The organism is Niallia sp. NCCP-28 (genome assembly GCF_023168165.1).
In the GTDB taxonomy this organism is placed as follows: Bacteria; Bacillota; Bacilli; order Bacillales; family Cytobacillaceae; genus Niallia.
The window spans coordinates 1-22,006 of record NZ_BQYJ01000020.1 but is presented as its reverse complement, the minus strand read 5'-3'; the positions used below and the strand labels follow the sequence as shown (position 1 = coordinate 22,006).

The 22,006-nt window shown below is 34.0% G+C and carries 25 protein-coding genes; 17 read left to right on the top strand and 8 right to left on the bottom strand.

All coding sequences use genetic code 11. The annotated features are described in order from the left end of the window. Nucleotides 1-67: 67 nt before the first annotated feature. Nucleotides 68-844 (top strand): ABC transporter ATP-binding protein, encoded by a 777-nt coding sequence (locus NCCP28_RS23000; protein WP_248563489.1) that lies wholly within the window; start codon nucleotides 68-70, stop codon nucleotides 842-844. Between the two features lie 13 nt (nucleotides 845-857). Beyond that, nucleotides 858-1,568, top strand: a complete 711-nt coding sequence (locus NCCP28_RS22995; protein WP_248563488.1) for an ABC transporter ATP-binding protein — start codon at nucleotides 858-860, stop codon at nucleotides 1,566-1,568. A 45-nt stretch (nucleotides 1,569-1,613) separates the two neighbouring features. Here NCCP28_RS22995 and NCCP28_RS22990 read toward each other — a convergent pair whose 3' ends face one another. Continuing rightward, on the bottom strand, nucleotides 1,614-2,675 hold the full coding sequence (locus tag NCCP28_RS22990; protein ID WP_248563487.1) for a lactonase family protein: 1,062 nt from the start codon (nucleotides 2,673-2,675) through the stop codon (nucleotides 1,614-1,616). Nucleotides 2,676-2,975: 300 nt separating this feature from the next. Here NCCP28_RS22990 and NCCP28_RS22985 point away from each other — a divergent pair, with 300 nt between their 5' ends. Continuing rightward, nucleotides 2,976-4,043 carry an ATP-grasp domain-containing protein gene (locus NCCP28_RS22985; protein WP_248563486.1) on the top strand — a complete coding sequence of 356 codons (1,068 nt, stop codon included), beginning with the start codon at nucleotides 2,976-2,978 and terminating at the stop codon, nucleotides 4,041-4,043. Between the two features lie 270 nt (nucleotides 4,044-4,313). Next, nucleotides 4,314-4,481 carry a hypothetical protein gene (locus NCCP28_RS22980; protein ID WP_248563485.1) on the top strand — a complete coding sequence of 56 codons (168 nt, stop codon included), beginning with the start codon at nucleotides 4,314-4,316 and terminating at the stop codon, nucleotides 4,479-4,481. 423 nt (nucleotides 4,482-4,904) lie between these two features. Here NCCP28_RS22980 and NCCP28_RS22975 read toward each other — a convergent pair whose 3' ends face one another. Both NCCP28_RS22975 and NCCP28_RS22970 read right to left on the bottom strand, forming a co-directional pair. Next, nucleotides 4,905-5,030, bottom strand: a complete 126-nt coding sequence (locus NCCP28_RS22975; protein ID WP_101178856.1) for a YfhE family protein — start codon at nucleotides 5,028-5,030, stop codon at nucleotides 4,905-4,907. 52 nt (nucleotides 5,031-5,082) lie between these two features. Continuing rightward, complete coding sequence (locus NCCP28_RS22970) at nucleotides 5,083-5,988, bottom strand: TIGR01777 family oxidoreductase (protein ID WP_248563484.1); 906 nt, start codon at nucleotides 5,986-5,988, stop codon at nucleotides 5,083-5,085. A gap of 199 nt (nucleotides 5,989-6,187) precedes the next feature. On the opposite strand from NCCP28_RS22970, the gene recX reads away from it, so the two are divergent. Both recX and NCCP28_RS22960 read left to right on the top strand, forming a co-directional pair. Next, complete coding sequence (recX, locus tag NCCP28_RS22965; protein ID WP_248563483.1) at nucleotides 6,188-6,991, top strand: recombination regulator RecX; 804 nt, start codon at nucleotides 6,188-6,190, stop codon at nucleotides 6,989-6,991. 85 nt (nucleotides 6,992-7,076) lie between these two features. Beyond that, nucleotides 7,077-7,397 (top strand): YfhH family protein, encoded by a 321-nt coding sequence (locus NCCP28_RS22960; RefSeq protein ID WP_248563482.1) that lies wholly within the window; start codon nucleotides 7,077-7,079, stop codon nucleotides 7,395-7,397. 128 nt (nucleotides 7,398-7,525) lie between these two features. Here the strand turns inward: NCCP28_RS22960 and NCCP28_RS22955 are convergent, their stop codons facing one another. After that, nucleotides 7,526-7,675 carry a small, acid-soluble spore protein K gene (locus tag NCCP28_RS22955; protein WP_248563481.1) on the bottom strand — a complete coding sequence of 50 codons (150 nt, stop codon included), beginning with the start codon at nucleotides 7,673-7,675 and terminating at the stop codon, nucleotides 7,526-7,528. A gap of 117 nt (nucleotides 7,676-7,792) precedes the next feature. Here NCCP28_RS22955 and NCCP28_RS22950 point away from each other — a divergent pair, with 117 nt between their 5' ends. After that, the gene (locus NCCP28_RS22950; RefSeq protein WP_248563498.1) at nucleotides 7,793-8,062 is read left to right on the top strand and encodes a YfhJ family protein; all 270 of its coding nucleotides are present in this window, start codon (nucleotides 7,793-7,795) and stop codon (nucleotides 8,060-8,062) included. A gap of 319 nt (nucleotides 8,063-8,381) precedes the next feature. Here the strand turns inward: NCCP28_RS22950 and NCCP28_RS22945 are convergent, their stop codons facing one another. Continuing rightward, nucleotides 8,382-9,362, bottom strand: a complete 981-nt coding sequence (locus tag NCCP28_RS22945) for a metal-dependent hydrolase (RefSeq protein ID WP_248563480.1) — start codon at nucleotides 9,360-9,362, stop codon at nucleotides 8,382-8,384. A 284-nt stretch (nucleotides 9,363-9,646) separates the two neighbouring features. Here NCCP28_RS22945 and mutY point away from each other — a divergent pair, with 284 nt between their 5' ends. Continuing rightward, entirely contained in the window at nucleotides 9,647-10,762 is a 1,116-nt protein-coding gene (mutY, locus tag NCCP28_RS22940) for an A/G-specific adenine glycosylase (protein WP_248563479.1), read from the top strand. A gap of 30 nt (nucleotides 10,763-10,792) precedes the next feature. Here the strand turns inward: mutY and NCCP28_RS22935 are convergent, their stop codons facing one another. After that, a complete protein-coding gene (locus NCCP28_RS22935) occupies nucleotides 10,793-11,017 on the bottom strand; it encodes a hypothetical protein (protein ID WP_248563478.1) in 225 nt (74 codons plus the stop codon). A gap of 310 nt (nucleotides 11,018-11,327) precedes the next feature. Here NCCP28_RS22935 and fabL point away from each other — a divergent pair, with 310 nt between their 5' ends. The 5 genes from fabL (at nucleotide 11,328) to NCCP28_RS22910 (ending at nucleotide 15,751) form a co-directional block, all read left to right on the top strand. Further along, nucleotides 11,328-12,071, top strand: coding sequence for an enoyl-[acyl-carrier-protein] reductase FabL (fabL, locus tag NCCP28_RS22930; RefSeq protein ID WP_248563477.1), 744 nt, complete (start codon nucleotides 11,328-11,330; stop codon nucleotides 12,069-12,071). 231 nt (nucleotides 12,072-12,302) lie between these two features. Further along, on the top strand, nucleotides 12,303-12,485 hold the full coding sequence (locus NCCP28_RS22925; RefSeq protein WP_248563476.1) for a gamma-type small acid-soluble spore protein: 183 nt from the start codon (nucleotides 12,303-12,305) through the stop codon (nucleotides 12,483-12,485). 248 nt (nucleotides 12,486-12,733) lie between these two features. Next, entirely contained in the window at nucleotides 12,734-12,994 is a 261-nt protein-coding gene (locus NCCP28_RS22920) for a YgaB family protein (RefSeq protein WP_248563475.1), read from the top strand. 233 nt (nucleotides 12,995-13,227) lie between these two features. After that, nucleotides 13,228-13,758, top strand: a complete 531-nt coding sequence (ntdP, locus tag NCCP28_RS22915) for a nucleoside tri-diphosphate phosphatase (RefSeq protein ID WP_248563474.1) — start codon at nucleotides 13,228-13,230, stop codon at nucleotides 13,756-13,758. 244 nt (nucleotides 13,759-14,002) lie between these two features. Then, on the top strand, nucleotides 14,003-15,751 hold the full coding sequence (locus NCCP28_RS22910) for an ABC transporter ATP-binding protein (RefSeq protein WP_282579603.1): 1,749 nt from the start codon (nucleotides 14,003-14,005) through the stop codon (nucleotides 15,749-15,751). Nucleotides 15,752-15,793: 42 nt separating this feature from the next. Here NCCP28_RS22910 and NCCP28_RS22905 read toward each other — a convergent pair whose 3' ends face one another. Further along, complete coding sequence (locus tag NCCP28_RS22905; protein ID WP_248563473.1) at nucleotides 15,794-16,882, bottom strand: FUSC family protein; 1,089 nt, start codon at nucleotides 16,880-16,882, stop codon at nucleotides 15,794-15,796. Between the two features lie 434 nt (nucleotides 16,883-17,316). Continuing rightward, complete coding sequence (locus NCCP28_RS22900; RefSeq protein WP_248563472.1) at nucleotides 17,317-18,612, bottom strand: glutamate-1-semialdehyde 2,1-aminomutase; 1,296 nt, start codon at nucleotides 18,610-18,612, stop codon at nucleotides 17,317-17,319. Between the two features lie 236 nt (nucleotides 18,613-18,848). On the opposite strand from NCCP28_RS22900, the gene NCCP28_RS22895 reads away from it, so the two are divergent. From NCCP28_RS22895 to NCCP28_RS22880, 4 genes are all read left to right on the top strand, one after another. Beyond that, complete coding sequence (locus NCCP28_RS22895) at nucleotides 18,849-19,256, top strand: ion channel (RefSeq protein WP_248563471.1); 408 nt, start codon at nucleotides 18,849-18,851, stop codon at nucleotides 19,254-19,256. A 101-nt stretch (nucleotides 19,257-19,357) separates the two neighbouring features. Further along, nucleotides 19,358-19,816, top strand: a complete 459-nt coding sequence (gene bcp, locus NCCP28_RS22890) for a thioredoxin-dependent thiol peroxidase (RefSeq protein ID WP_248563470.1) — start codon at nucleotides 19,358-19,360, stop codon at nucleotides 19,814-19,816. 402 nt (nucleotides 19,817-20,218) lie between these two features. Next, nucleotides 20,219-20,656 carry a Fur family transcriptional regulator gene (perR, locus tag NCCP28_RS22885; protein WP_248563469.1) on the top strand — a complete coding sequence of 146 codons (438 nt, stop codon included), beginning with the start codon at nucleotides 20,219-20,221 and terminating at the stop codon, nucleotides 20,654-20,656. A 242-nt stretch (nucleotides 20,657-20,898) separates the two neighbouring features. Continuing rightward, the gene (locus NCCP28_RS22880) at nucleotides 20,899-21,771 is read left to right on the top strand and encodes a nucleotidyltransferase-like protein (protein WP_248563496.1); all 873 of its coding nucleotides are present in this window, start codon (nucleotides 20,899-20,901) and stop codon (nucleotides 21,769-21,771) included. Nucleotides 21,772-22,006 lie beyond the last annotated feature (235 nt).

Below are 22,006 nucleotides of genomic sequence, written 5' to 3'. Positions count from 1 at the left end.
TGGGAAGAAATGAACACAGTAATCAGGAGCAAAGCAAGTTTCCTGTAGTAATTAAGGAGGGCAACAAGTGAATATACTTGAGGTGAAAGGATTATCCAAAACATTTGGCGGACTTGTAGCAAATTCAAATATTGATATGTATGTGGGGAAAAACTCGATAACAGCAGTTATTGGACCGAATGGTGCGGGGAAAACAACCTTCTTTAATATGATAACAGGTGTCTATAAGCCAACATCTGGAGAGATTCTGTTAGAAGGGAAGTCAATTGGCGGCTTAAAGCCTCATATTGTGGCAAAACGCGGCATTTCCAGAACATTTCAGAATATTAGATTATTTAATGATATCACTGTTTTAGAAAATGTATTAATTGGCATGCATAATCATATTAGAGGCAATATACTTGGCACATTACTGCAGCTTCCAAAATCAAAGCATGAAGAAGATGAAGCTAAAAAAGAAGCATATCGTTTGCTAGAGTATGTGGGGCTAGCCGATCTATTAAATGAAGCGGCTGGCAACCTTTCTTATGGAGCACAAAGAAGATTAGAAATTGCTCGGGCATTGGCAACAAAACCGAAAGTTTTATTATTGGATGAGCCAGCAGCGGGAATGAATCCGAAAGAGACAAAAATGTTAACAGATTTAATTCAAGATATGTGCAAAAAATTAGATTTGACAATTATTTTAATAGAACATGATATGAAACTAGTAATGGAGATTTCCAATCACATTATTGTGCTTGATCATGGAGAAAAGATTGCAGAAGGCGGACCAGAGGACATTAGGACAAATACAAAAGTAATTGAAGCATATTTAGGCAAAGGAGCAGCAGCACTTGCTTAAAAGGAGGGGCAGTATGGAGAAAATACTTGAACTTAATAGCATCGAAGCATCATATGGGGGCATTCAAGCATTAAAGGGAATCAGCCTTCATGTTGACAAAGGAGAAATTGTGACCCTTATTGGGAGTAATGGCGCTGGAAAGTCTACTACATTAAAATCTATAAGTGGACAAGTTCCAGTAAACAATGGATCCATTGTTTATAAAGGAAACGCAATAACAAATATTGCTGCACATAAAACAGCAGTTTTAGGCATTTCTCAGGTTCCAGAAGGAAGAAGAATTTTCCCTAAATTATCTGTTAAAGAAAATCTTTTAGTTGGTGCTTTTGCAGTTAGAGATAAAACTGTAATTGAAACAAGAATGAAGAAGGTTTTTGAATATTTTCCAAGACTCCATGAACGATTAGAGCAAAAAGGGGGGACAATGAGCGGCGGAGAACAGCAGATGCTCGCTATTGGCCGGGCATTAATGATGCAGCCAGAAGTATTGATGCTTGATGAACCATCTATGGGATTAGCACCAATTATTGTGGAGCAAATTTTTGAAATAATCAAAGAATTAAACAGGGAAGGAATGACTATTTTGTTAGTAGAACAAAATGCATTTCAGGCACTGCAAATTGCTAATAGAGGATATGTTATTCAGACAGGGCAAATTGTTTTAGAAGGAACCGGTGAAGCGTTAATTACGAATAAACAAGTGCAAGAAGCATATTTAGCATAAAAAAAGCTGTGTGGAAATTATATAAAAAATTTCCACGCAGCTTTTTTAGTAATTTAAAAATTTTACACAAACAGGTTCAGGTGCATGAACGTCTTTTTGAAGCAAGGTAAGTTTTCCTGAAACTTGATCTCTTTCGAATAAAGTAAGGGTGTCAGATTGTTCATTAGATGCAACAATAAATTGTTCTGTTGGATCCAAAATAAAATCACGAGGCCAATTTCCTTCTGTAGAAACACGCTCTACAAATACCAATTCTCCTGTTTCACTATTGGAGCTAAAAACTGCAATGGAATTGTGGCCACGGTTTGCCGCATAAACATATTTACCGTCAGATGAAATATGGATAGCGCTGCCTTGACTATTTTCTGTAAAATCAATTGGCAATGTAGAAATGTATTGCAGTTCTTCAAACTTTCCACTTTCTGAATTGTAAGAGAGTGAGATTACTTCATTGCTTAATTCGGTCATTATATATGCGAATTTTCCATTTGGATGGAACGTAATATGGCGTGGACCACTTCCAGGTTTTACAGAAAGGCTGTTGACTACTTTTAAATTACCTTCTGACAGCTTGTATGTTTCTACTGTATCTGTGCCTAAATCAACAGAAACTGCAAATTTTTCATCAGGTGTAAAACCTGTGAAATGCATATGCGGCTTTTCTTGTCTAGCTGTATTTGGTCCTTTACCTGAGTGTTCAATAATAGAAGAAACTGTTTGAACAAAACCATTCTCTTTATTTAAAGGGTAGGCTTCTGCTGTACCTTTGTGATAGTTTCCTGTAAGGACATAGTTTTTATTTGAGTCGACGCTTACATGACAAGGTGAAGCACCTTCAGCATATTGACCATTTAGCAATTCCAGTTTGCCGTTAGAAGAATCAATTGCAAATGCAGAAACCCCGCCAAGTGAACCTTCTTTTCCAACAGCATAAAGAAATTTATTATTATTTGTTACTGTTAAATAGGTAGGATTATCTAATTCAGCAACTAATTCTACAGCTGATATTTTTTTCTCCTCTGTATCTAATGCAAAACTGTAAATGCCTTTACTTGTTGATTTTGTATATGTACCTACATAGCCTAAAAACTTTTTTGAATTTGTCATGTACAGATCTCCTTTAAGCAATAGTAATTTTATTATAACAAAAAATAGGAAGATTGAGATAATTAGACGATTAGGTTTTTCTCCGTCCAAAACTCCTGCTATTACAGTTTCGAATTACTTTTCTTTATATCCCTTTTCATAAGGAGTTAAACAAAGCTTATGATAGGTTCTATTAAAAATTATTTTTATAAAAGTTTTAGATAAATGAATAAAATCTTCCTAATTATCCATACTATCTATTTGCTGACTATAAAAGATAAAAAGAATGCTTACAAGAATTATGATGGAAAGGATAGGAAAATGAAGAAAAGAATTTGGTTTAATCAATGGTTCACAACAGTAGCGCATTTTATAAATATGATTCGTTCTAACAAGGATGGATATGAATTTAAAGTATATGGAACGTCTATAAGTAAAGATGCTCTATACTTAAGCTACTGTGATGCAGCATATCAAGAACCAAATATTAATGGAGAAGAATATATTTTATTTTGTTTAGAGTTTTGTCGAAAACATCATATTGATATTTTTGTGCCAAGAAAAGAAAATGTCTTAATAGCAAAGCATTTAAATAAGTTTCATCAACTTGGGGTAAAGGTATTGGTTTGTCCTGATGCCAAGTTAATGGAACGATTAGATAATAAAGAAAAAACATATAGATATATTGCTAATCATCCCACTTTAAGGAAACATATCCATATCCCTGATTATTTTATTGTGGAGAATGGAGAAACATTTATAAATGCCTATCATGCTTTAAAAGCAAAAGGCCATAAAGTATGTTTTAAACCAGTAGTAGGAGAAGGAGGCAAAGGCTTTCGGATTATTCAGGATAAGGAAGAATCAATTGATGAATTGTTTTATCAAGGGACTTCAGCCAATATATCCTATAGACAAGCCTGTGAAGTATTGTTTCAGCAATCGAAATTTCCGCCTCTTATGGTATCGGAGTATATGGATGGTTATGAGTACAGTATAGATTGCCTCGCTTATGATGGAGTGTTGATGGCAGTTATTCCAAGAAAAAAAGAAAATGGGCGGGTTAGGGAGTTAGAAAATAGCAAAGAACTTATAGAGGTTGCAAGGAAAGTTAATGAGGTTTTTAGCATTCCTTTTGCCTATAATATTCAAGTAAAGTATAAAGAGGGGATACCAAAGTTATTGGAAATTAATCCAAGAATGTCAGGTGGGCTTCATTATAGCTGTTTAGCAGGGATTAATATTCCGTATCAAGCAATAAAGCTGCTATTAGAGGGGAAAAAAGCAATTGAAGTTTTTCAGCCTCGTTTCGGTATTCGTTCAAGCTATATAGAAAAAGAAGTTATTTTGAACAATATATATTGTGATTCAAAGCTTCTATATAAATAGAAGCTCTATTCTAACAAACTGATCTTGCACAGAAAGATCAGTTTGTTTTATTTTTTGTTCTTTATAGAAAACGAAATTTGTTGACATAAAGAACAATTGCGGTTTATTATTTTAATTACAAGTACTCTTATACCTTATTGTTCTTTAAAAAGAACAATAAGGTATAAGAGATTAATATTTATTTTGTGAATTTATCATTATTTCTAATCATAAATAGTGAGTGTTCGTTCTTTATTAAGAATTTTTAGGTGGAAGGATGGGATGCACAGAATGGAAACTTTAAAGTTAGAGTGGAAAATTCGTTGGTATTTATGGCAAGCAAAAAAATATTCCAAAAAAGCAAATAAAGCTGGCTGGGGATTAGATCGAAATATGTATTTTCAGAAATATTGCTATTATCAAGATAAAGCCAGAATAATGGAAGAAAAACTAGGATGAAAATAAGTCACTTGTTTTGTAGGTCAGCTCGTTTTTCTTTTTTGAAAATAAGGAGAGGCTAGGTGTCCTTGATTGAATATCAATAGATTGTGGAAAAAGGCATATACTTATTCAGGATTTATACACAAAAAAAACGTTGTTAAATAAGTATTCCACAGAAATATCCACATTATCCACAGATTTAGGTGCGGTTATTCGATAGAAATGTGGAAAAGTCACTCAATGTCTGTAACCGTTTTCTTTATTTGTGGATAAGTGTATTTTTTATCACGCGTTAATAGGATTCTAATCCTCGTTTCAAAATTATAAGAGAAAACGAGAAATATGGGTGGACAGAAACTTGGCCATAAAAGTTTGATTGTTAGTTGGACCTTATTATAAAAAATGTGCATTGGAAAAGGTGATTTTCCAATGCACACTTAATTAATGTTTAGATTTTCGATCTTGTCTTCCAGCAGCTAGGTCTGCCATTTTAAATTCATGCTGATAGGTGACCTCTTGCATGCTCGATAAAGTCCTTTTGCTTTTATGTTTTTTCTTTTTTTCCATAGATAACACCCTTTCCTTATTTCTATTTTCCCCCATTTTACTAAAAAGATACTCAATATAAATCAGCAATTGCTTTTTGCAGAGAAGGAAAAGTATAGGGGAAATTATTTTGTGTTAATACCTTTGATTCGACATATTGCCCTTCTGTTATTAAAATGCTCATTTCTCCTAGCAGAGTTTTTAAGAATAGGCTAGGAATGGGCAACCAATTTGGCCGATGCAATTGTTTACTAATTATTTCGCCCATTTGTTTCATTGTGACAGGTTGTGGGGCAGTAAAATTTACCGGTCCTTGTATAGTGGAGTGATCGATTATAAACAGCATAGCCTTTATACAATCCTCTATATGAATCCAAGAAATCCATTGTGTTCCTCTTCCGATTTTTCCGCCAAAAAATAATTGGTAAGGCAGCATTAATTTAGGTAATGCACCACCTTTATTGGATAGCACTACTCCAAATCGACAATATACTGTTCGGATAGAGTAAGCAGCGGCTTTTTTTGCACACTCTTCCCATTTTGCGACAGTAGAAGCTAAAAAGTCATTCGCCGGGGAATCTGTTTCCTTAAAAGTTTTAGTTTCTGATGTTCCATAAATGCCAATTGCACTGGCATTTAAAAATAAAATAGGTTTATGAGTCAAGTTCTTGATAATGGTTAAGATGCTCATTGTAGCTTTGATGCGGCTTTCGACAATTTGTTTTTTTCTATTTTCTGTCCAACGGCCGCTATTTAATGATTTGCCAGCCAAGTTAATGATAATATCAATTTTTTTGCCCTTTAACTCCTCACATGGTTGTTTGCCATCATGCATCCATTGAATAAAGGTAAGATTATTTGTGTTTGTTTTATTTTTTAAAGATCGTGTTAAGCAAAAAATATGATGATTTTCTTCTATTAATCGTTGTATAAGTTTTTGGCCTATTAAACCTGTTCCTCCTGCTATCAAAAAATTCATAAAATCCTCCTTTTGAAATGCTATATGATGGAAATATATTTAAAGCATGCATCAATATATTTCCATCATATAATGAAGTCAATTGATTCTCCTAATAGGAAGAGTGTATGGGTGCATTAATAGTCTTTTTTCTTATGATATATTATAGTGAAAAGATGAATAGTAAAAACGCCTAAAGCCTGCAAAGGAGGAGAATCGCTTGATTATCAGCAAGATTACAAGACAAAAACAGCTTAATGACCGCTACAATATTTTCACAATAAAGAATGGCAAAGAAGAATATGCTTTTAGTGTAGATGAGGGAATATTAATTAAATATCAGCTTCAAAAGGGAATGGAAATCGATTCTTTTTTATTAAGTGAGATTCAATTTAATGATGATATACGAAAAGGATACAATCAGGCAGTAAATTATTTAGCAAAAGTAAAGCGTACAGAAATGGAAGTCGAAAAATTTTTAAAAACAAAAATAGAAGGAGAATTTATTGTTGGAGAAGTACTGACAAAACTAAAGGAAATGAAGTTTATTGATGATGAGGATTATGCCTATTCTTATGTAAGAACGCAAAAAAATACGACAGATAAAGGTCCTGAAGTGATTAAACGAGAAATGAAAGAAAAAGGAATAAGTCATCAATTGATTCAAACTTCTATACAAAAAATTTCTTATGAGGAACAGCTGGCAAGTGCTAAAAAAATTGCGGCAAAATTAGTAGGGAGCAATAAAAAGGAATCAAAACGAATGCTTGGGCAAAAGATAGAGCAAACATTAAGAAGAAAAGGTCATAGCTCTTCTATTATTCAAGAAATAAAAATCGAGTTAGCTGAAGTGAATGAAACGATGGAAGAATCAGAAGCACTTCGCATTCAAGGAGAAAAAGCGAAACGCAAATATAGTAAATATGAAGGTTTTGAATATAAACAAAAAATGAAGCAGTATTTATATAGAAAGGGATTTACGGTGGAGCTTATTGATCAATATTTTGAAGAGATAGTGGAATAAATGGGAGTAGAGTTGCCGGCAGAAACTAAATTTTTTGCTGAAAATAGAGGGTTTCATATAAAATAAAAAAAGAGGGGGATTAGTGATGCTTACAAAACGTTATAGTGAAATGGCAGAGTATGAACTGCGTATGGAAATAGCTTCACTAAATGAAAAAGCAAAAAAGGCGGAACAGTTGGGAATGGTAAATGAATTTGCTGTTTTGGAAAGAAAAGCAGTATTAGCAAAAGCGTACCTTCTTAATCCAAATGAGATAAAAATAAATGAGTTTTATGAAATAGAAGGAGATCCAGGAGTTCTGTTTAGAGTAGATTATTTAAATGGTGTGTTTGCATGGGGATTCCGCAATCAAAAAGATAGCAAAGAAGAGGGAATTCCGATTTCATTATTGAAAAAAAGCAAGTAGGAGCATAAAAAAAGAATCAGACTGTTTAAAAACGTTTGCTGCCTATTAGGAAGGAATAGCGTTAAAAAACGTTTTTAACCAGTCTGATATCCATTTAGCGAATTTTTAGGTATCCTAAATTAAATTATTTATTTTGTTTCTCTATGGGAAGAAGCTTGCATTCGTTCTTGTGGATGGGTATTAATGGTACCATTTGCTCGTTTAGAAGCGAACTCAGGTTTAGCACGCGGTTCACCTTCAAATTTATTTTCATTTATGTTGTCTACACCTTTAACCATAAGAAACTCCTCCAAACTAGATTGCTTTATTGGTGATGAATAATCACAAATATAGTATTTGTAAGAAAGAGTAAAAGTATTAGTGATAACAGAAAAAGGAAGAAGGCTATAAAGATGCTGCATGATTATCAAAAACGATTAGTAGATAAATTATTGGAATTAAATCAATCCATCTCTGTCACACAAGCACAAACATGGATTGAGCTATTATGGGAGGATTTTGAAAGCACTTATGCAAAAGCTGGCCGTGAATATCAAGGAATGGAAATAACAGAAAAAGTGGTCAGTCAATGGATTGAAAATTATGGAGAGAAGCTTCATGAATTTGTTGCGCAAAATCCAAAGTATAAAGATTTTTTTATGGAAGATAAAAATAAAATGAATTAATAAAGGAGGGGCTGTCTAAAAAGTCCTAAAATAAAAACAGGGGAAGAAAAACAAATTGTTTTTCTTCCCCTGTTTTTTGATTTCTATCATTTTACAAGAAAAGACGGTTTTTTTGTATGTAATTTTAAAAAAAGTTATGTAATGCTTAGGATGGATTTTGGCACTTTGTTGATTGGAATGGAAGGCGAACGCCTGGAGTGGAAATCAACAGGCAAGTTTAACAGAACTAAAACAAGGGGCTGTACTCAAAAGTCATTAAAAAATGACTTTCAAGTACAGCCCCTTAAATGCCTGAAAAGTTGCTGAATTAGGGAAGAAATTAATTTGTTAAAATATCGAGCTTTTTTTGTAATTTTTCTTCACTGAAAATCCAGCCAGTATAAGATGTGATGATTTGATAATTCTTATCAAGATGAACAACTGCTACAAATGGATAATGACCGTTGCTCCGATAGCGCAAATCAATAAAGCGAACTTGGTACATATCTTCAAATTCCTGAACTTCCCATCTGTAGACGGGAGAAAAAGATAGGAATGCAGAAAGGTTTTTATCTTGACGAGCTGCATTTAGTTCAGGTGTTTCAGGAATGGGAATTCGATGGTATTTATCATACATTTCAATCTGATAATTATGTGCTCTGCCAACATGAAAGGAAGAATCTGTCATTACAGCAATGCGCCAATGACTGTATCGCATAGTAGGTGATAAGATAATCGTTTTCGCATCTGGAATAATATCCAGGACCTTTTTCTTTACTCTTCGCTGTGCAAAATAGCGGAGAAAATAATAGCCGACTAATACTATATAAACGACTAAAAATGTATAGCCTGGATCTGCCCCGAAAGCCCATAAAAACAGGCCGATAATATGAATAATAAAAATGATTGGGTCAAATGTATTGATAAAACCTAACGCAATCCATTTAGAAGAAAATGGCCTTAGCGCCTGCGTGCCATATGCATTAAAAATATCAACAAAAACATGCAGAAATACAGCTAAAAATGTCCATAACCATAAATGAAGCAAATTTGCTTCTGGAATAAACGGATAGAGTACGGCAATGATTAATAATGGCCATAATAATACTGCAGGGATGCTATGGGTAATTCCTCTATGATTTCTTATATAGACGGCATTATTTTTTAACTTTAGAACAGTATCAATATCTGGGACTTGTGACCCGACTAATGTTGCAATCATTACACCAATGGTTGTTGCATGGCTGCCTGCTACAACTGGGTCGAGTGAAGCAAGACCACCGATTGCAAAACCCATGACAACATGTGTACCAGTATCCAAGAATAACAAACCCCCTATAAAATGATAAAGACTAACTTTTACTTCCAAATCTTCTATTAAAAATATCTTTCTTTTTTCAGCCATAAAAGCTACACTTTGAAAGTTAGAATATAATTATTTCTATGATAAATCTCAGTATTTAATACGAATATGCAAGCTATAGATAATTAGTGTGTCCCATTTATTTGTATTAACATTAGAATAGTGTGCCCAAACATGCAAGTGATAAGGATAATTATGTTATTCCCCATTTATAATAAAATTAACACCGTTGGAGGATAAATGTGACGAACAGCAAAATTAATCAGGATGAAATAAGCAAAAACGTAGATATTCAGCAGTTTAGAGAGGATTTATTAACTTGGTTTATTGCAGAACAGCGAAATTTACCTTGGAGGCAGGACCAAGATCCATATAAAGTATGGGTTTCGGAAATTATGCTTCAGCAAACAAAAGTTGATACAGTGATTCCTTATTTTAACCGCTTTATTGAACAATTTCCGTCAATAGAAGCATTATCAGAAGCCGAAGAAGAAAAAGTTTTAAAGGCTTGGGAAGGGCTTGGCTATTATTCAAGAGCAAGGAACCTTCATTCAGCGGTCAAAGAAGTAAAAGAAAAGTATGGAGGGGTAGTGCCTAATACCCCTGAAGAAATTTCTGCACTTAGAGGGGTTGGACCATACACAGCAGGAGCAATATTAAGTATTGCTTATGGAGTTCCTGAGCCTGCTGTAGATGGAAATGTGATGAGAGTCCTTTCACGAATTCTTTCTATTTGGGATGATATTGCAAAGCCAAAGACAAGGAAGATTTTTGAAGAAGCGGTTCGAACGCTGATTTCTCATGTGAATCCCTCTTATTTTAACCAAGCATTAATGGAGTTAGGCGCTTTAATATGCACTCCAACTTCTCCTTCCTGTTTGTTATGCCCTGTACGAGATCATTGTCAAGCATTTCATGAAGGGACTCAAACAGATTTGCCTGTTAAAACAAAAAACAAAAAGCAAAAATCTTTAAATTTAGCTGCCGTTATTTTAACAGATCAAGAAGGGAAAACCTTAATTCACAAAAGACCAAGTGAAGGCCTGCTTGCAAATCTTTGGGAATTTCCTAATATAGAAATTGTGCAGACAATACAAAGCGAAAAAGAGCAATTAACAGAACAAATGCTAACTTTATATGGCGCTAAAGTAGAAATAGGGAATTTGATTACAAGGATTGAACATGTTTTTTCCCATCTAATTTGGAATATTAATGTATATACCGGAAAGCTTGTAGAACTTGAAGAAGAAAATGCTATGTTAAAAAAAGTGAATGAAACAGAGATTGAACCATATCCATTTCCAGTTTCCCACCAAAAAATGCTTAAGTTTGTACCTTGGTCTAAATATAGAGACTAAAGCTGCAGAAATCTCTGCAGCTTTAGTCTGTTAGTCATAGCTAACTTCTGTGCCATGCGTATAATCAGCTTCATTGCGGTGCAAGCCGCCACGACTTTCAATTTCTTTGATTATCTCTTGATGAATAGACTGACCTTCCGCATTTAAATAAGGAGTCATTTGCTGCAGGGAATGGTGGAAAAAAGCCAGCTCGCTGTTTTTCCATTTTGTTTTTTCCATCATGGACAGTTCAGTCATGTCTCTGCCGACATACATAATAAACATCCTTTCTACTAAAAAGCGTATATAAATATTGTGCTTATGTTGATTGCTAACTATGCAGAAAAAAAGGTAAAATGATTAATAAAGTGAAACTTCAATCATTGGGGTGCTTCATCCCCAATGATTGTTAGTGGCGGTCTATAAGATACAGGTCACACAGATGTTGCCGCAGGACGTGGGTTATGTCTGTGTTCTCTTATATCGGGCTTTTACGGGCAAGTTTCTGCTTACCTCTCAATCATCTCGAGTTGAGAGTCAAAAGCCCGTTAGTGCGAGGTAAATGCATAGGAAAGGAAATGACAAAATGACACAAAAAGTAGCATTAGTAACAGGAAGCAGTAGAGGAATTGGGAAGGCAACAGCAATACGTTTGGCAAAAGAAGGTTATGATATTGTAATCAATTATGCACGCAGCAAAAAAGCTGCTGAAGAAACAGCTGCCGAAATAACAGCATTAGGAAGAAAAGTTCTTCTTGTAAAAGCCAATGTCGGCGATGTGGAAAAAATTAAATATATGTTTGCGGAAATAAAAAAAGAATTCGGCAAGCTTGATGTATTTGTTAACAATGCAGCATCAGGTGTTTTGCGGCCAATTATGGAATTAGAAGAATCACATTGGAATTGGACCATGAATATCAACAGCAAAGCTTTACTATTTTGTGCGCAAGAAGCGGCAAAATTAATGGATAATGGCGGCAAAATTGTCAGCATCAGTTCATTAGGGGCAATTCGCTATTTAGAAAATTATACAACAGTGGGTGTCAGCAAAGCGGCTGTAGAAGCATTAACTCGTTATTTAGCTGTAGAACTTTCCCCAAAAAATATTATCGTAAACGCTGTTTCTGGAGGAGCGATTGATACGGATGCTTTAAAGCATTTTCCTAACAGAAATGAACTTTTAGGTGATTCAGCGGAAAGAACACCTGCAGGACGTCTTGTGGAGATTGAGGATATGGTCAATACGGTGATGTTTTTAATTAGTGATCAAGCAAGTATGATAAGAGGCCAAACAATTATTGTTGATGGAGGCATTTCTTTATTGGTTTAACATTTTAGAGGGGAGACCCTCTTTTTTTTTATTTTAGGCTATGTTAAAGCTCATTGTTGATTTTGACACATTATTGATTGGAGTGGCTGCTTCTGGCTGCAATCATAGGATAGTTTAGCAGACCCTTATTTTATTTTTGAATAGTAAGAATAATGGATGATAATGGAATTTATTTTTTAGGGATAGAACATCCAAATACGGGATAAATTAATGAGCGTGGAGGTGATAGTAATGGCTAAAAAAGCTGGTGTTACACAAACAGGAACTAACATTCAAGAAGTGAAACAACAAAACGCTCAATCTGCTGGCCAAGGTCAGTATGGTACTGAATTTGCTAGCGAAACAAGCGCAGCAGAAGTAAAAAAATACAACCAACAAGCAGAAGCTAAAAAAGCAAAAAATTCTAGCAAATAATTGCTGAATAGGTAAAACAAAAGGCACTTTCTTTTCGAGAAAAGTGCCTTTTGTTTATGTTGTAGTGAATATTGCTGCTTATATAGTTCGGTAAAGCTGTCTAAGAAAACATCTTAAATTACATAACTTCGACAAAACTTCTTGTATGTCTACACAACTTGTCAAAGGAATATAGAAAGTAAAAAAGAATAATATAAAAATAGCAAGAAGCCCATTTGAAAAAAATAAAAACTAGGATGTGTTTTTTCATGGATTTATTTAACGGTTTGGTTGGAGAACAAATGAAAATAATGGAAAAACTTTTATATTTACAGGGTGAACTAGAGCGTTGTGAAGAAATAGAGTTGCAGCTTTTAACATTGCAAAAAGAAACAGAACTAAAAGAAATTCAAGTAGATATTCAAAAAATGAAAGAGGAATTAAAAGAAATTCATCATATATTTGAAATGCAGACAGAAAAAGTCATAAAAGTGTATCAAGAAAAAGAAATAAAATTAACCTCTGGATAATATTTAAGTATATTGTTTCTTGAAAATAAAGTTTCCATATATTTTTAGAAATATGAAAATTTTTCAAGCCATTGTATAAATTCAATGGTTCTTTTGTTTTAAATTTTTCGTATAACCGTTATAATAATAGAAAAAAGAGGAATAGTTCTTTGTTGCCTTTGTTGGGTTAGTATTTTCATTTAAGTGCAGTAAGTAGGTTGCAAAGCGTCCACTAATGAAAGCAGGGGAGAAAAATGGTCGTACCTATCGAGGGTGAACCACTACAAATTCATAGCTATAAGCATAATGGGCACATCCATCGAATCTGGGACGAAACAATGGTATTAAAAGGGACGCAAAATTTAATTATTGGTGGTAATGATCGAACTATTGTTACAGAATCTGATGGAAGAACATGGGTAACACGTGAACCGGCAATTTGTTATTTCCATTCACAGCATTGGTTTAATGTCATCGGAATGATTAGAGAAGATGGAATTCATTATTACTGTAACCTTAGTTCACCTTTTATTTATGATGGTGAAGCAGTGAAGTATATTGACTATGATTTGGATATTAAAGTTTTTCCTGATATGACTTTTAACTTACTTGATGAAGATGAATATGAGCGTCATCGTGCAGAAATGAAGTATCCAGAAGCGATTGATCGTATTTTGAAATTTCATGTGAATCAATTGATTCATTGGATTCGCCAACGAAAGGGTCCCTTTTCACCAGATTTTATTGATTTGTGGTATGAAAGATATTTAACTTACAGAAGTTAATAGTAGTTTTTTTTAGAAGCTTGTCTTAAATCATGGCAAGCTTTTTCATTTTGTTTCTTGCGTATGTAATGATAAAATGGGGCGTTGTTGAGGATAAGCAAACAGACTTTCAAGATATGTGATGCAGAACAAGGCTAAATGGTGGCAGCCATATGTTGGGATAGGGAAATCCTCTTATGGGCTATTAATTAAGAGAATAGACAAAAAAGCATAGGAAACTATTGATAGAAAAGAGGAGAAATGATTGGACAGTATTAAAAGATATTTGCATTTTGTCAAACCATATCGAATGCAAATTATTGGAACAATTATTATTGGCATCATAAAATTTGCTATACCGCTTCTAATTCCGCTGTTATTAAAATATGTAATTGATGATATTATTAATAATCACAGTATTAGCATAGATACAAAAGTGAATCGTTTACTAACTACGATGGCAATTATGACGGTTGTTTTTGTTATTCTTAGACCGCCAATAGAGTATTATCGCCAGTATTTTGCCCAATGGACATCCAATAAAATTTTGTATGATATCCGTGATCAGCTCTTTGCCCATCTGCAAAAACTCAGCCTTAAATATTATTCAAATACAAGAGCGGGCGAAGTAATATCTCGTGTAATCAATGATGTGGAACAAACGAAAAATTTTATTCTGACGGGATTAATGAATTTATGGTTAGATGGTGTAACAATTTTAATCGCTATTGCCATTATGTTTACAATGAATGTTGAACTAACGGTCATTTCCATCATACTATTGCCTTTTTATGCTCTATCAGTAAGATACTTCTTCGGCAATTTACGTACCTTAACAAGAGAAAGGTCACAAGCGCTTGCTTCTGTGCAAAGTTTTTTGCATGAAAGAGTACAAGGCATAGCTGTGATTAAAAGTTTTGCCACAGAAGACCATGAGCAAAAGTCATTTGAAAAGTTTAATAAGCAATTTTTAGATAAAGCAGTCGATCATACCAAATGGAATGCAAAGGCATTTGCGGTTGTTAATACAATTACAGATATTTCCCCATTGATTGTCATTGCCTATTCAGGCTACCAAGTAGTAACCGGGGAATTATCGCTAGGAGCGATGATTGCTTTTTTTGCCTATATTGAACGTTTATACAATCCTTTAAGAAGGATGGTTAACTCGTCTACTTCCATTACTCAATCGATTGCGTCAATGGATCGTTTATTTGAATTGATTGATGAAAAGTATGATATTCAAGATGCTGACGATGCAATTCCCTGTAAAGGTGTAAAAGGAAAAATTGAATTTAATCATGTGGATTTTGCCTATGATGCAAAAGATCCTCTTGTGCTTAAAGATATATCTTTAACGATTAATCAAGGAGAAACTATTGCCTTTGTTGGAATGAGTGGGGGAGGGAAATCCTCTCTAATCAGCATGATTCCCCGTTTTTATGATGTAGTAAATGGGAGTATTAAATTAGATGAACAAGATATTCGCCATTTTAAGGTCCGAACATTAAGAGATAAAATCGGGATGGTTCTGCAGGAGAATATATTATTTAGTGATTCAATCAGGGAAAATATCCTGATAGGAAATCCAAAGGCAACTGAGGAAGAAGTGATTGCTGCGGCAAAAGCTGCAAATGCTCATGATTTTATTATGCAATTGCCGGAGGGCTATAAGACAAAAGTGGGAGAAAGAGGAGTTAAATTAAGCGGAGGACAAAAGCAAAGAGTAGCCATTGCAAGAGTTTTCCTGAAAAATCCGCCAATTTTGATTTTGGATGAGGCTACCTCTGCACTTGATCTTGAAAGCGAGCAGTCGATACAAGAAGCGATTGAATTGCTGGCAAAAGATCGTACCACTTTAATTGTGGCACATCGCTTGTCAACCATTACTCATGCTGATCGAATTGTGCTAATGGAACATGGAGAAATAAAAGAAGATGGAAGTCATCAGGAACTAATGGATAAAAAGGGACTATACTACAATTTATTCCAAATTCAGCAGCTGGGAAATTGATTACTATTAGAAATAAAAAAAACGGGCGAATGTGCCCGTTTTTTATTCTTCTATTTTTACTTCTGGTTCATGTTTATGGTGTATTTGAATGGTTGTAATCAGTGTATCTAAATGCTCTACATACTCGTCATACTCAATAATAGCTGAAATAATCTGCATCGCATGATATTGAAGCAATTCTTCTTCTGCTCCATTTTTCTGTTTGCAGATTTCCTTGTTGTAATGATTTAATAACAGCAAAAACAACTCTCTGCGGTCAAGAGATATATTGCCTTCTTCAAAAGTGACGGTAGGTTTGACTTTGCCGATAAATTTCAACATAACATGCTCATGATGATGGATTAAACAGTCTAATTGCTGCTGAATGATATTTTGGAACTCATCTGGCAATGTTAACAGCTCATTTTCAAAGCGATGCAGTTTCTTTAATGTATAAAAAGATTTTTTGACTGTATTAATCATTTGTCTATAGATAACTAGTTTTCGTGCTTTTAACAAGGTTGTTTTTTTAAAGTAATTGCGTTCTTCTTTATATAAAAGAAATAATTGTTCTATTTTAATGATGCGATCAGACATTTTATCGATATCGTTTTTTAATAGATGATGTTCTGACGCGTGTCTAATATTTAACCGAATCCATTTGGTGATTTCTTCGCTAATATCGGATATATTGTTGTATAGCTTGTTTTCATATTTTGGAGGCAAGAAAACAAGATTGACAACAAAAGAAGAAAGAATACCAAGCATAATAGTAGAGAAGCGAATAATGGAAAATGTAATGAAATCATCTGTAGGTGATTCCATTATTGCGATTAAAGTGACGATAGATAAAGTGATGGTTTTCTCTAATTTAAGTTTTAAATTTATGGTGATTACGATAATGGCAGCTAAGCCAATAATAAATACATTATTTCCAAAGCTTAGGACAAAAATTACCGCAATAATTGCTCCGATGATATTCCCTTGGATTTGCTCAACTATCGATAAATAGGATCGGTAAATAGTCGGCTGTATGGCAAAAATAGCCGAAATGCCAGCAAAAACGGGTGTAGGTGCATGTAATAATTGTGCTAGTAGCAATGCCAGCACAATGGCGATTCCTGTTTTAAGAATACGCGCTCCTAGAGTCATAAATAATTCCTTTCCATACAATTTCAGATTGTATTTTAGTATTACATTTACTTTAAACGAAAAACACTAAAACTAAACAACAATATTGTACTATACAGTGAATACCAAGTAACTTCAATAGACATTTGAACGAAAAAACAACTTTTTGTTGAAAAAAATCAAGTGGAGAATTTAGCAGGAGAAGGATAAAAAAATAGACTGTTTATGCATTGCCATCTTTTTATAAATTGGTAAAAAGAGTGACAGTATAAACGGTCTAAAAATTTTATCGCGCATTTGATCTCCGTCTAAGAGAAAACGGGAAATTCAGGTGGAGAGAAACTGGCTGAGCAAAAAATAGCAGAAAAGAACGGGAGCTAGATAATCTATAACCTATCTTGTCTTCATTCATAATCAGTGGGAGCCTGAAGCCCCCATCGATTGTTAATTTAGCTTTATTTTTCCTGCAGTGCTTCAAAAGCATTGTTTACTGCATGGATAGTTGCATCAATATCATCTTCTGTATGGGCAATAGTGATAAACCATGCTTCATATTTTGAAGGAGCAAGCATCACTCCTTGTTCTACCATTAATTTGAAAAATCTTCCGAAAATCTCTCCATCTGTATTTTCTGCTTGTTCATAGTTGAAGATTTTTTCATCTGTGAAATAAACAGTTAAAGCACCCTTTAGCCTGTTGATTGTTATGGAAATATTATTTTTTTCAGCTGCTTCCAAAATTCCTTTTTCCAATAGTGCACCAAGACGATCAAGATGTTCATAAACACCTTCTTGTTTTAGCACTTCTAAACAAGCAATGCCAGAAAGAATGGAAGCTGGATTTCCAGCGTGGGTGCCTGCTTGATATGCAGGACCAATTGGTGCCACTTTGTCCATTATGTCTTTTCTCCCGCCATATGCCCCAATAGGAAGACCGCCGCCTATCACTTTTCCAAGGGCAGTCAAATCTGGTTTAACTCCTAAAAGATCTTGTGCCCCGCCATATGTAAAACGAAATGCAGTAATTACTTCATCATAAATAACAAGTGCTCCTGCTTGATGGGTAATATCATTAATGTTTTGTAAAAATCCTTCTACTGGTTCTACGATGCCGAAGTTTCCAACAATAGGTTCTACAAGAACTGCTGCAATTTCTTGTCCCCATTTATCCATAGCCACTCTAAAGCTTTCAATATCGTTAAATGGAACGGTAATAACATCGGATGCAATGGCTTTTGGAACTCCCGCAGAATCTGGTGTCCCAAGAGTAGAAGGACCTGAACCAGCTGCTACTAATACAGGATCTGAATGGCCGTGGTAGCATCCTGCAAACTTAATCAGTTTATTTCTGCCTGTATATGCACGAGCGACACGAATAGTTGTCATAACAGCTTCTGTTCCAGAGTTCATAAAACGAACCTTTTCTAATGATGGGATAGCTTCTTGCAGCATTTTTGCAAAGGTAATTTCATGTGGAGTAGGTGTTCCATATAAAACGCCTGTTTCAGCTGCACGTGTAATGGCTTTTGTAATATGAGGATGAGCATGTCCAGTAATAATTGGTCCATATGCTGCTAAATAATCAATATACTGATTTCCATCCACATCAAAGAAATAAGCTCCCTGCCCTCTTTCCATTACTACAGGAGAGCCGCCGCCTACAGCTTTATATGAACGGGAAGGACTATTTACTCCTCCAACAATCACTTTTAATGCTTCTTCATGTAATCTTTCTGAATTTGTGTGTTGCATATTAAACCTCCTATAAACTTTTCTTGCCTGTACTAAAAAATAATGGACTTTTATAATTTTAGCACTTTTTAAGAGAAGATAAAAAAAAATCCTCTTTGTGTGCGCAAATGTTCTTTTTTGTTGGAAAAGAATAAAGGTTGCGGCTTGCAATAGTTAGAAGAGAATTGTTCATAATTTTAGCAGACAAGTAATACATATTAGTACATTCATATGTTTTTATAATGGGAGGGAATGGCATGTTTTTTTATTTTTTGTTAGCTTTGACTATTTTTTTTATTATGATGAGCTTACGAACATTGTTTGTTCCCTATCGCCTGAAAGAAAAATGGGTATCTTTTGAGAACTTTATCTATTTATTTTTTGTATATATCACGATCATGATTGGTTTTGGGTTAATTTATACATTATTTCAATTAAATGGTTTTCGGGTTTATTTGGATAGCCAAACAATTGTTTCGCCATTAAACTTTTTTGATACATTGTTGACAGGCGTTTATTTTAGCGGCATTACTTTATTCTCAGTAGGATTCGGCGACTTAATTCCAGTGGGGGTAGGGAGGATTATCGTAGTGATTGAGGCGCTGATTGGTTATACAATTCCAGCTGCATTTGTTGCTCGTGCTGTATTGGATATGGAGAATTAATAAAAAAACTTATTTGCTATTCTTGTTTGTTGAAAATTTCTTATTGATTCGTTAGTCTTTTAAAGTACAAGCAATGAAAGTAGAAGAAGGGATGAATAGACATGACATTATCAATAGGAGATCTAGCTCCAGATTTTGAATTAACGGCAAATACAGGAGAAAAAGTTAGACTGTCTGATTATAAGGGGAAGCATGTTGTTCTTTATTTTTATCCAAAAGATATGACGCCTGGATGTACAACGGAAGCTTGTGATTTCCGTGATAAACAAAGTGAGTTTGATCATTTAGATGCAGTTATTCTTGGAATAAGCCCTGATCCTGTTGAACGGCATGCTAAATTTATTGAAAAATATGGTTTGCCTTTTATGCTCTTGGCGGATGAGGATAATCAAGTTTCAGAACTTTATGATGTGTGGAAATTAAAGAAAAATTTTGGTAAAGAATATATGGGAATTGAAAGATCAACTTTTCTGATTGACCAGGAGGGCAAGTTGATAAAAGAATGGAGAAAAGTAAAAGTGGCAGGACATGTAGAGGAAGTTTTGCAAATATTATCTTAAATTCGAGCCCGATTTTTGAAGATTAAGGCTTTTGTCCACTCCGATATACAAGTTATGCATACATTATATTAGGGCATACCTCCTCAGATGCATAATCGTTGAAGACCGATATATTCGGTCTTTTTTTTGAGGACATTGGCAAAAAAATAGAAAAAATAAGCATGAATTGCATATACCTAATTTAACAAAATAATCATTTTATAGAATAAAAGTAATATTATAAGATAAGTACTCTTGAAAGATAATCATTTTCTTTTGATAAACGAGGCAGGTTAATAAGGCTGAATGATGGCAGAAAGGTAGATAAAGTCGCAACTGTATTGACAAAAGTAATAAAATGTTAGTACACTAATTATAAATATTATAAAATAAGAATTTCTTTTAGAAATGGGGTGCATGTCTGTGGAACATAATGAGTTAAAGGAAGCTCTTGATAAACTAAAAGAAACAGGAGTGCGCATTACCCCGCAGCGTCATGCGATACTTGAATATTTAATAAGCTCAATGTCACATCCGACTGCCGATGAGATCTATAAAGCTCTAGAAGGTAAATTTCCAAACATGAGTGTAGCTACTGTCTATAATAATTTAAGAGTCTTTCGAGAAGTAAATCTAGTGAAAGAATTGACATATGGTGATTCATCCAGCCGTTTCGATTTTATTACTTCCCATCATTATCATATTATTTGTAGTGAGTGTGGAAAAATAGTGGATTTTCATTATCCTGGACTCGATGAAGTGGAACAGTTTGCTAGCCATGTATCAGGTTTTAAAATTAGCCATCATCGTTTGGAGATTTATGGGACTTGTCCAGATTGTTCAAAAAATGAAGCGCACTAATGTATTCTATGAAGAGGTTTCTCATTAAAAGGAATTTAACGCCTAGCTGGCGGAAATGATTTCCTTAATGAGAGAATCCTCTTTTTTTTTATGAAGGAAAAAGATTAGATAGTATAGTAAATAATAGATAAGGTTCTGCAATACATATTTGTAAATCAGCAATTATAAAAACAATGCAGGAATTTGCCTAAATGTGTCGAAATAGTACGAAACAAATTTTTAGAAGAGTTGGAGGAAAAATGATGGAAGACATTCTTCGTCCTATATATCAAGAAAGAGCCAGCCAAGCAAATACCTTGGGGGTTTTAATGATTGAAAAAAGGCAAAAGGAATTAACCGTTACGGATACTTTTGACAGCATTATGCTGATTGTCGTAAAGGAAGCGGATCAGCCGGTTTTTATTAAACATTATATATACAATGAAAAAAAAGCAGCATTGCACATTGTAACAGAACAGCAATTAAAGCAATGGATACTGCTTGGCAATAACAAAAAGATATTTGAATGGCTTTATAAAGGAAGAGTAATGTTTGACCGGAATGAGTTTATTGTTAAATTGAAAGAGGAAATTAAAGAATTCCCTATTAATCAACGTAAACAGAAAATGGGGTTAGAATTTGCTAAATTAATTAGAAGATATATGGACGGAAAAGCATTCTTTGAAAATAAGCATTATTTAGATGCTTATAATGATGTGGTTCATTCCTTGCACCATTTAGCTCGTCTTGCTGTCATTGAAAATGGTTTTCATCCAGAAGTTACTGTATGGAGCCAAGTTAAGCAAATGGAACCTGAAATTTATAAGCTGTATGTAGAGCTAGTCAATAGTGAAGAACCTATGGAAAAGCGGCTAGAGCTATTGTTTTTAGCAAGTGAGTTTTTAATTTATTCCAGAACAAAAACAAGTATTCAGCATTTTACAGAGGTGCTTGGGCAAAAAGAGTATTGGTCATTTAATGAACTGATTCAACAAGAGGATCTTTCTATTTATTCAGTAGATTTAGGTATCTTATTAGAGTATTTAATTGATAAGAATATGATAGAAATAGTAACAGTTGAAACGAAAAGTCCAAGTGTTTTTCATCGCTATTATAAGATACTAGAAAAAAAATAATAAAATTTATAAAAAAGTATTGACCATATTGAAAATAATTGTTATATTTATATCCGTCGCTGAGACAACAAAATATGTTGAAACAACGGCGGAAACAAATTTTATGAAACATGTTGACAATGATGTTAACAAATGTTAAAGTAATGAAGTCGCTTCTGAAGCGTCAAGAAAAATTGCTCTTTGAAAACTGAACAAACAAAACGTCAACAATAATCGTTTTATAACTTTCGTTATG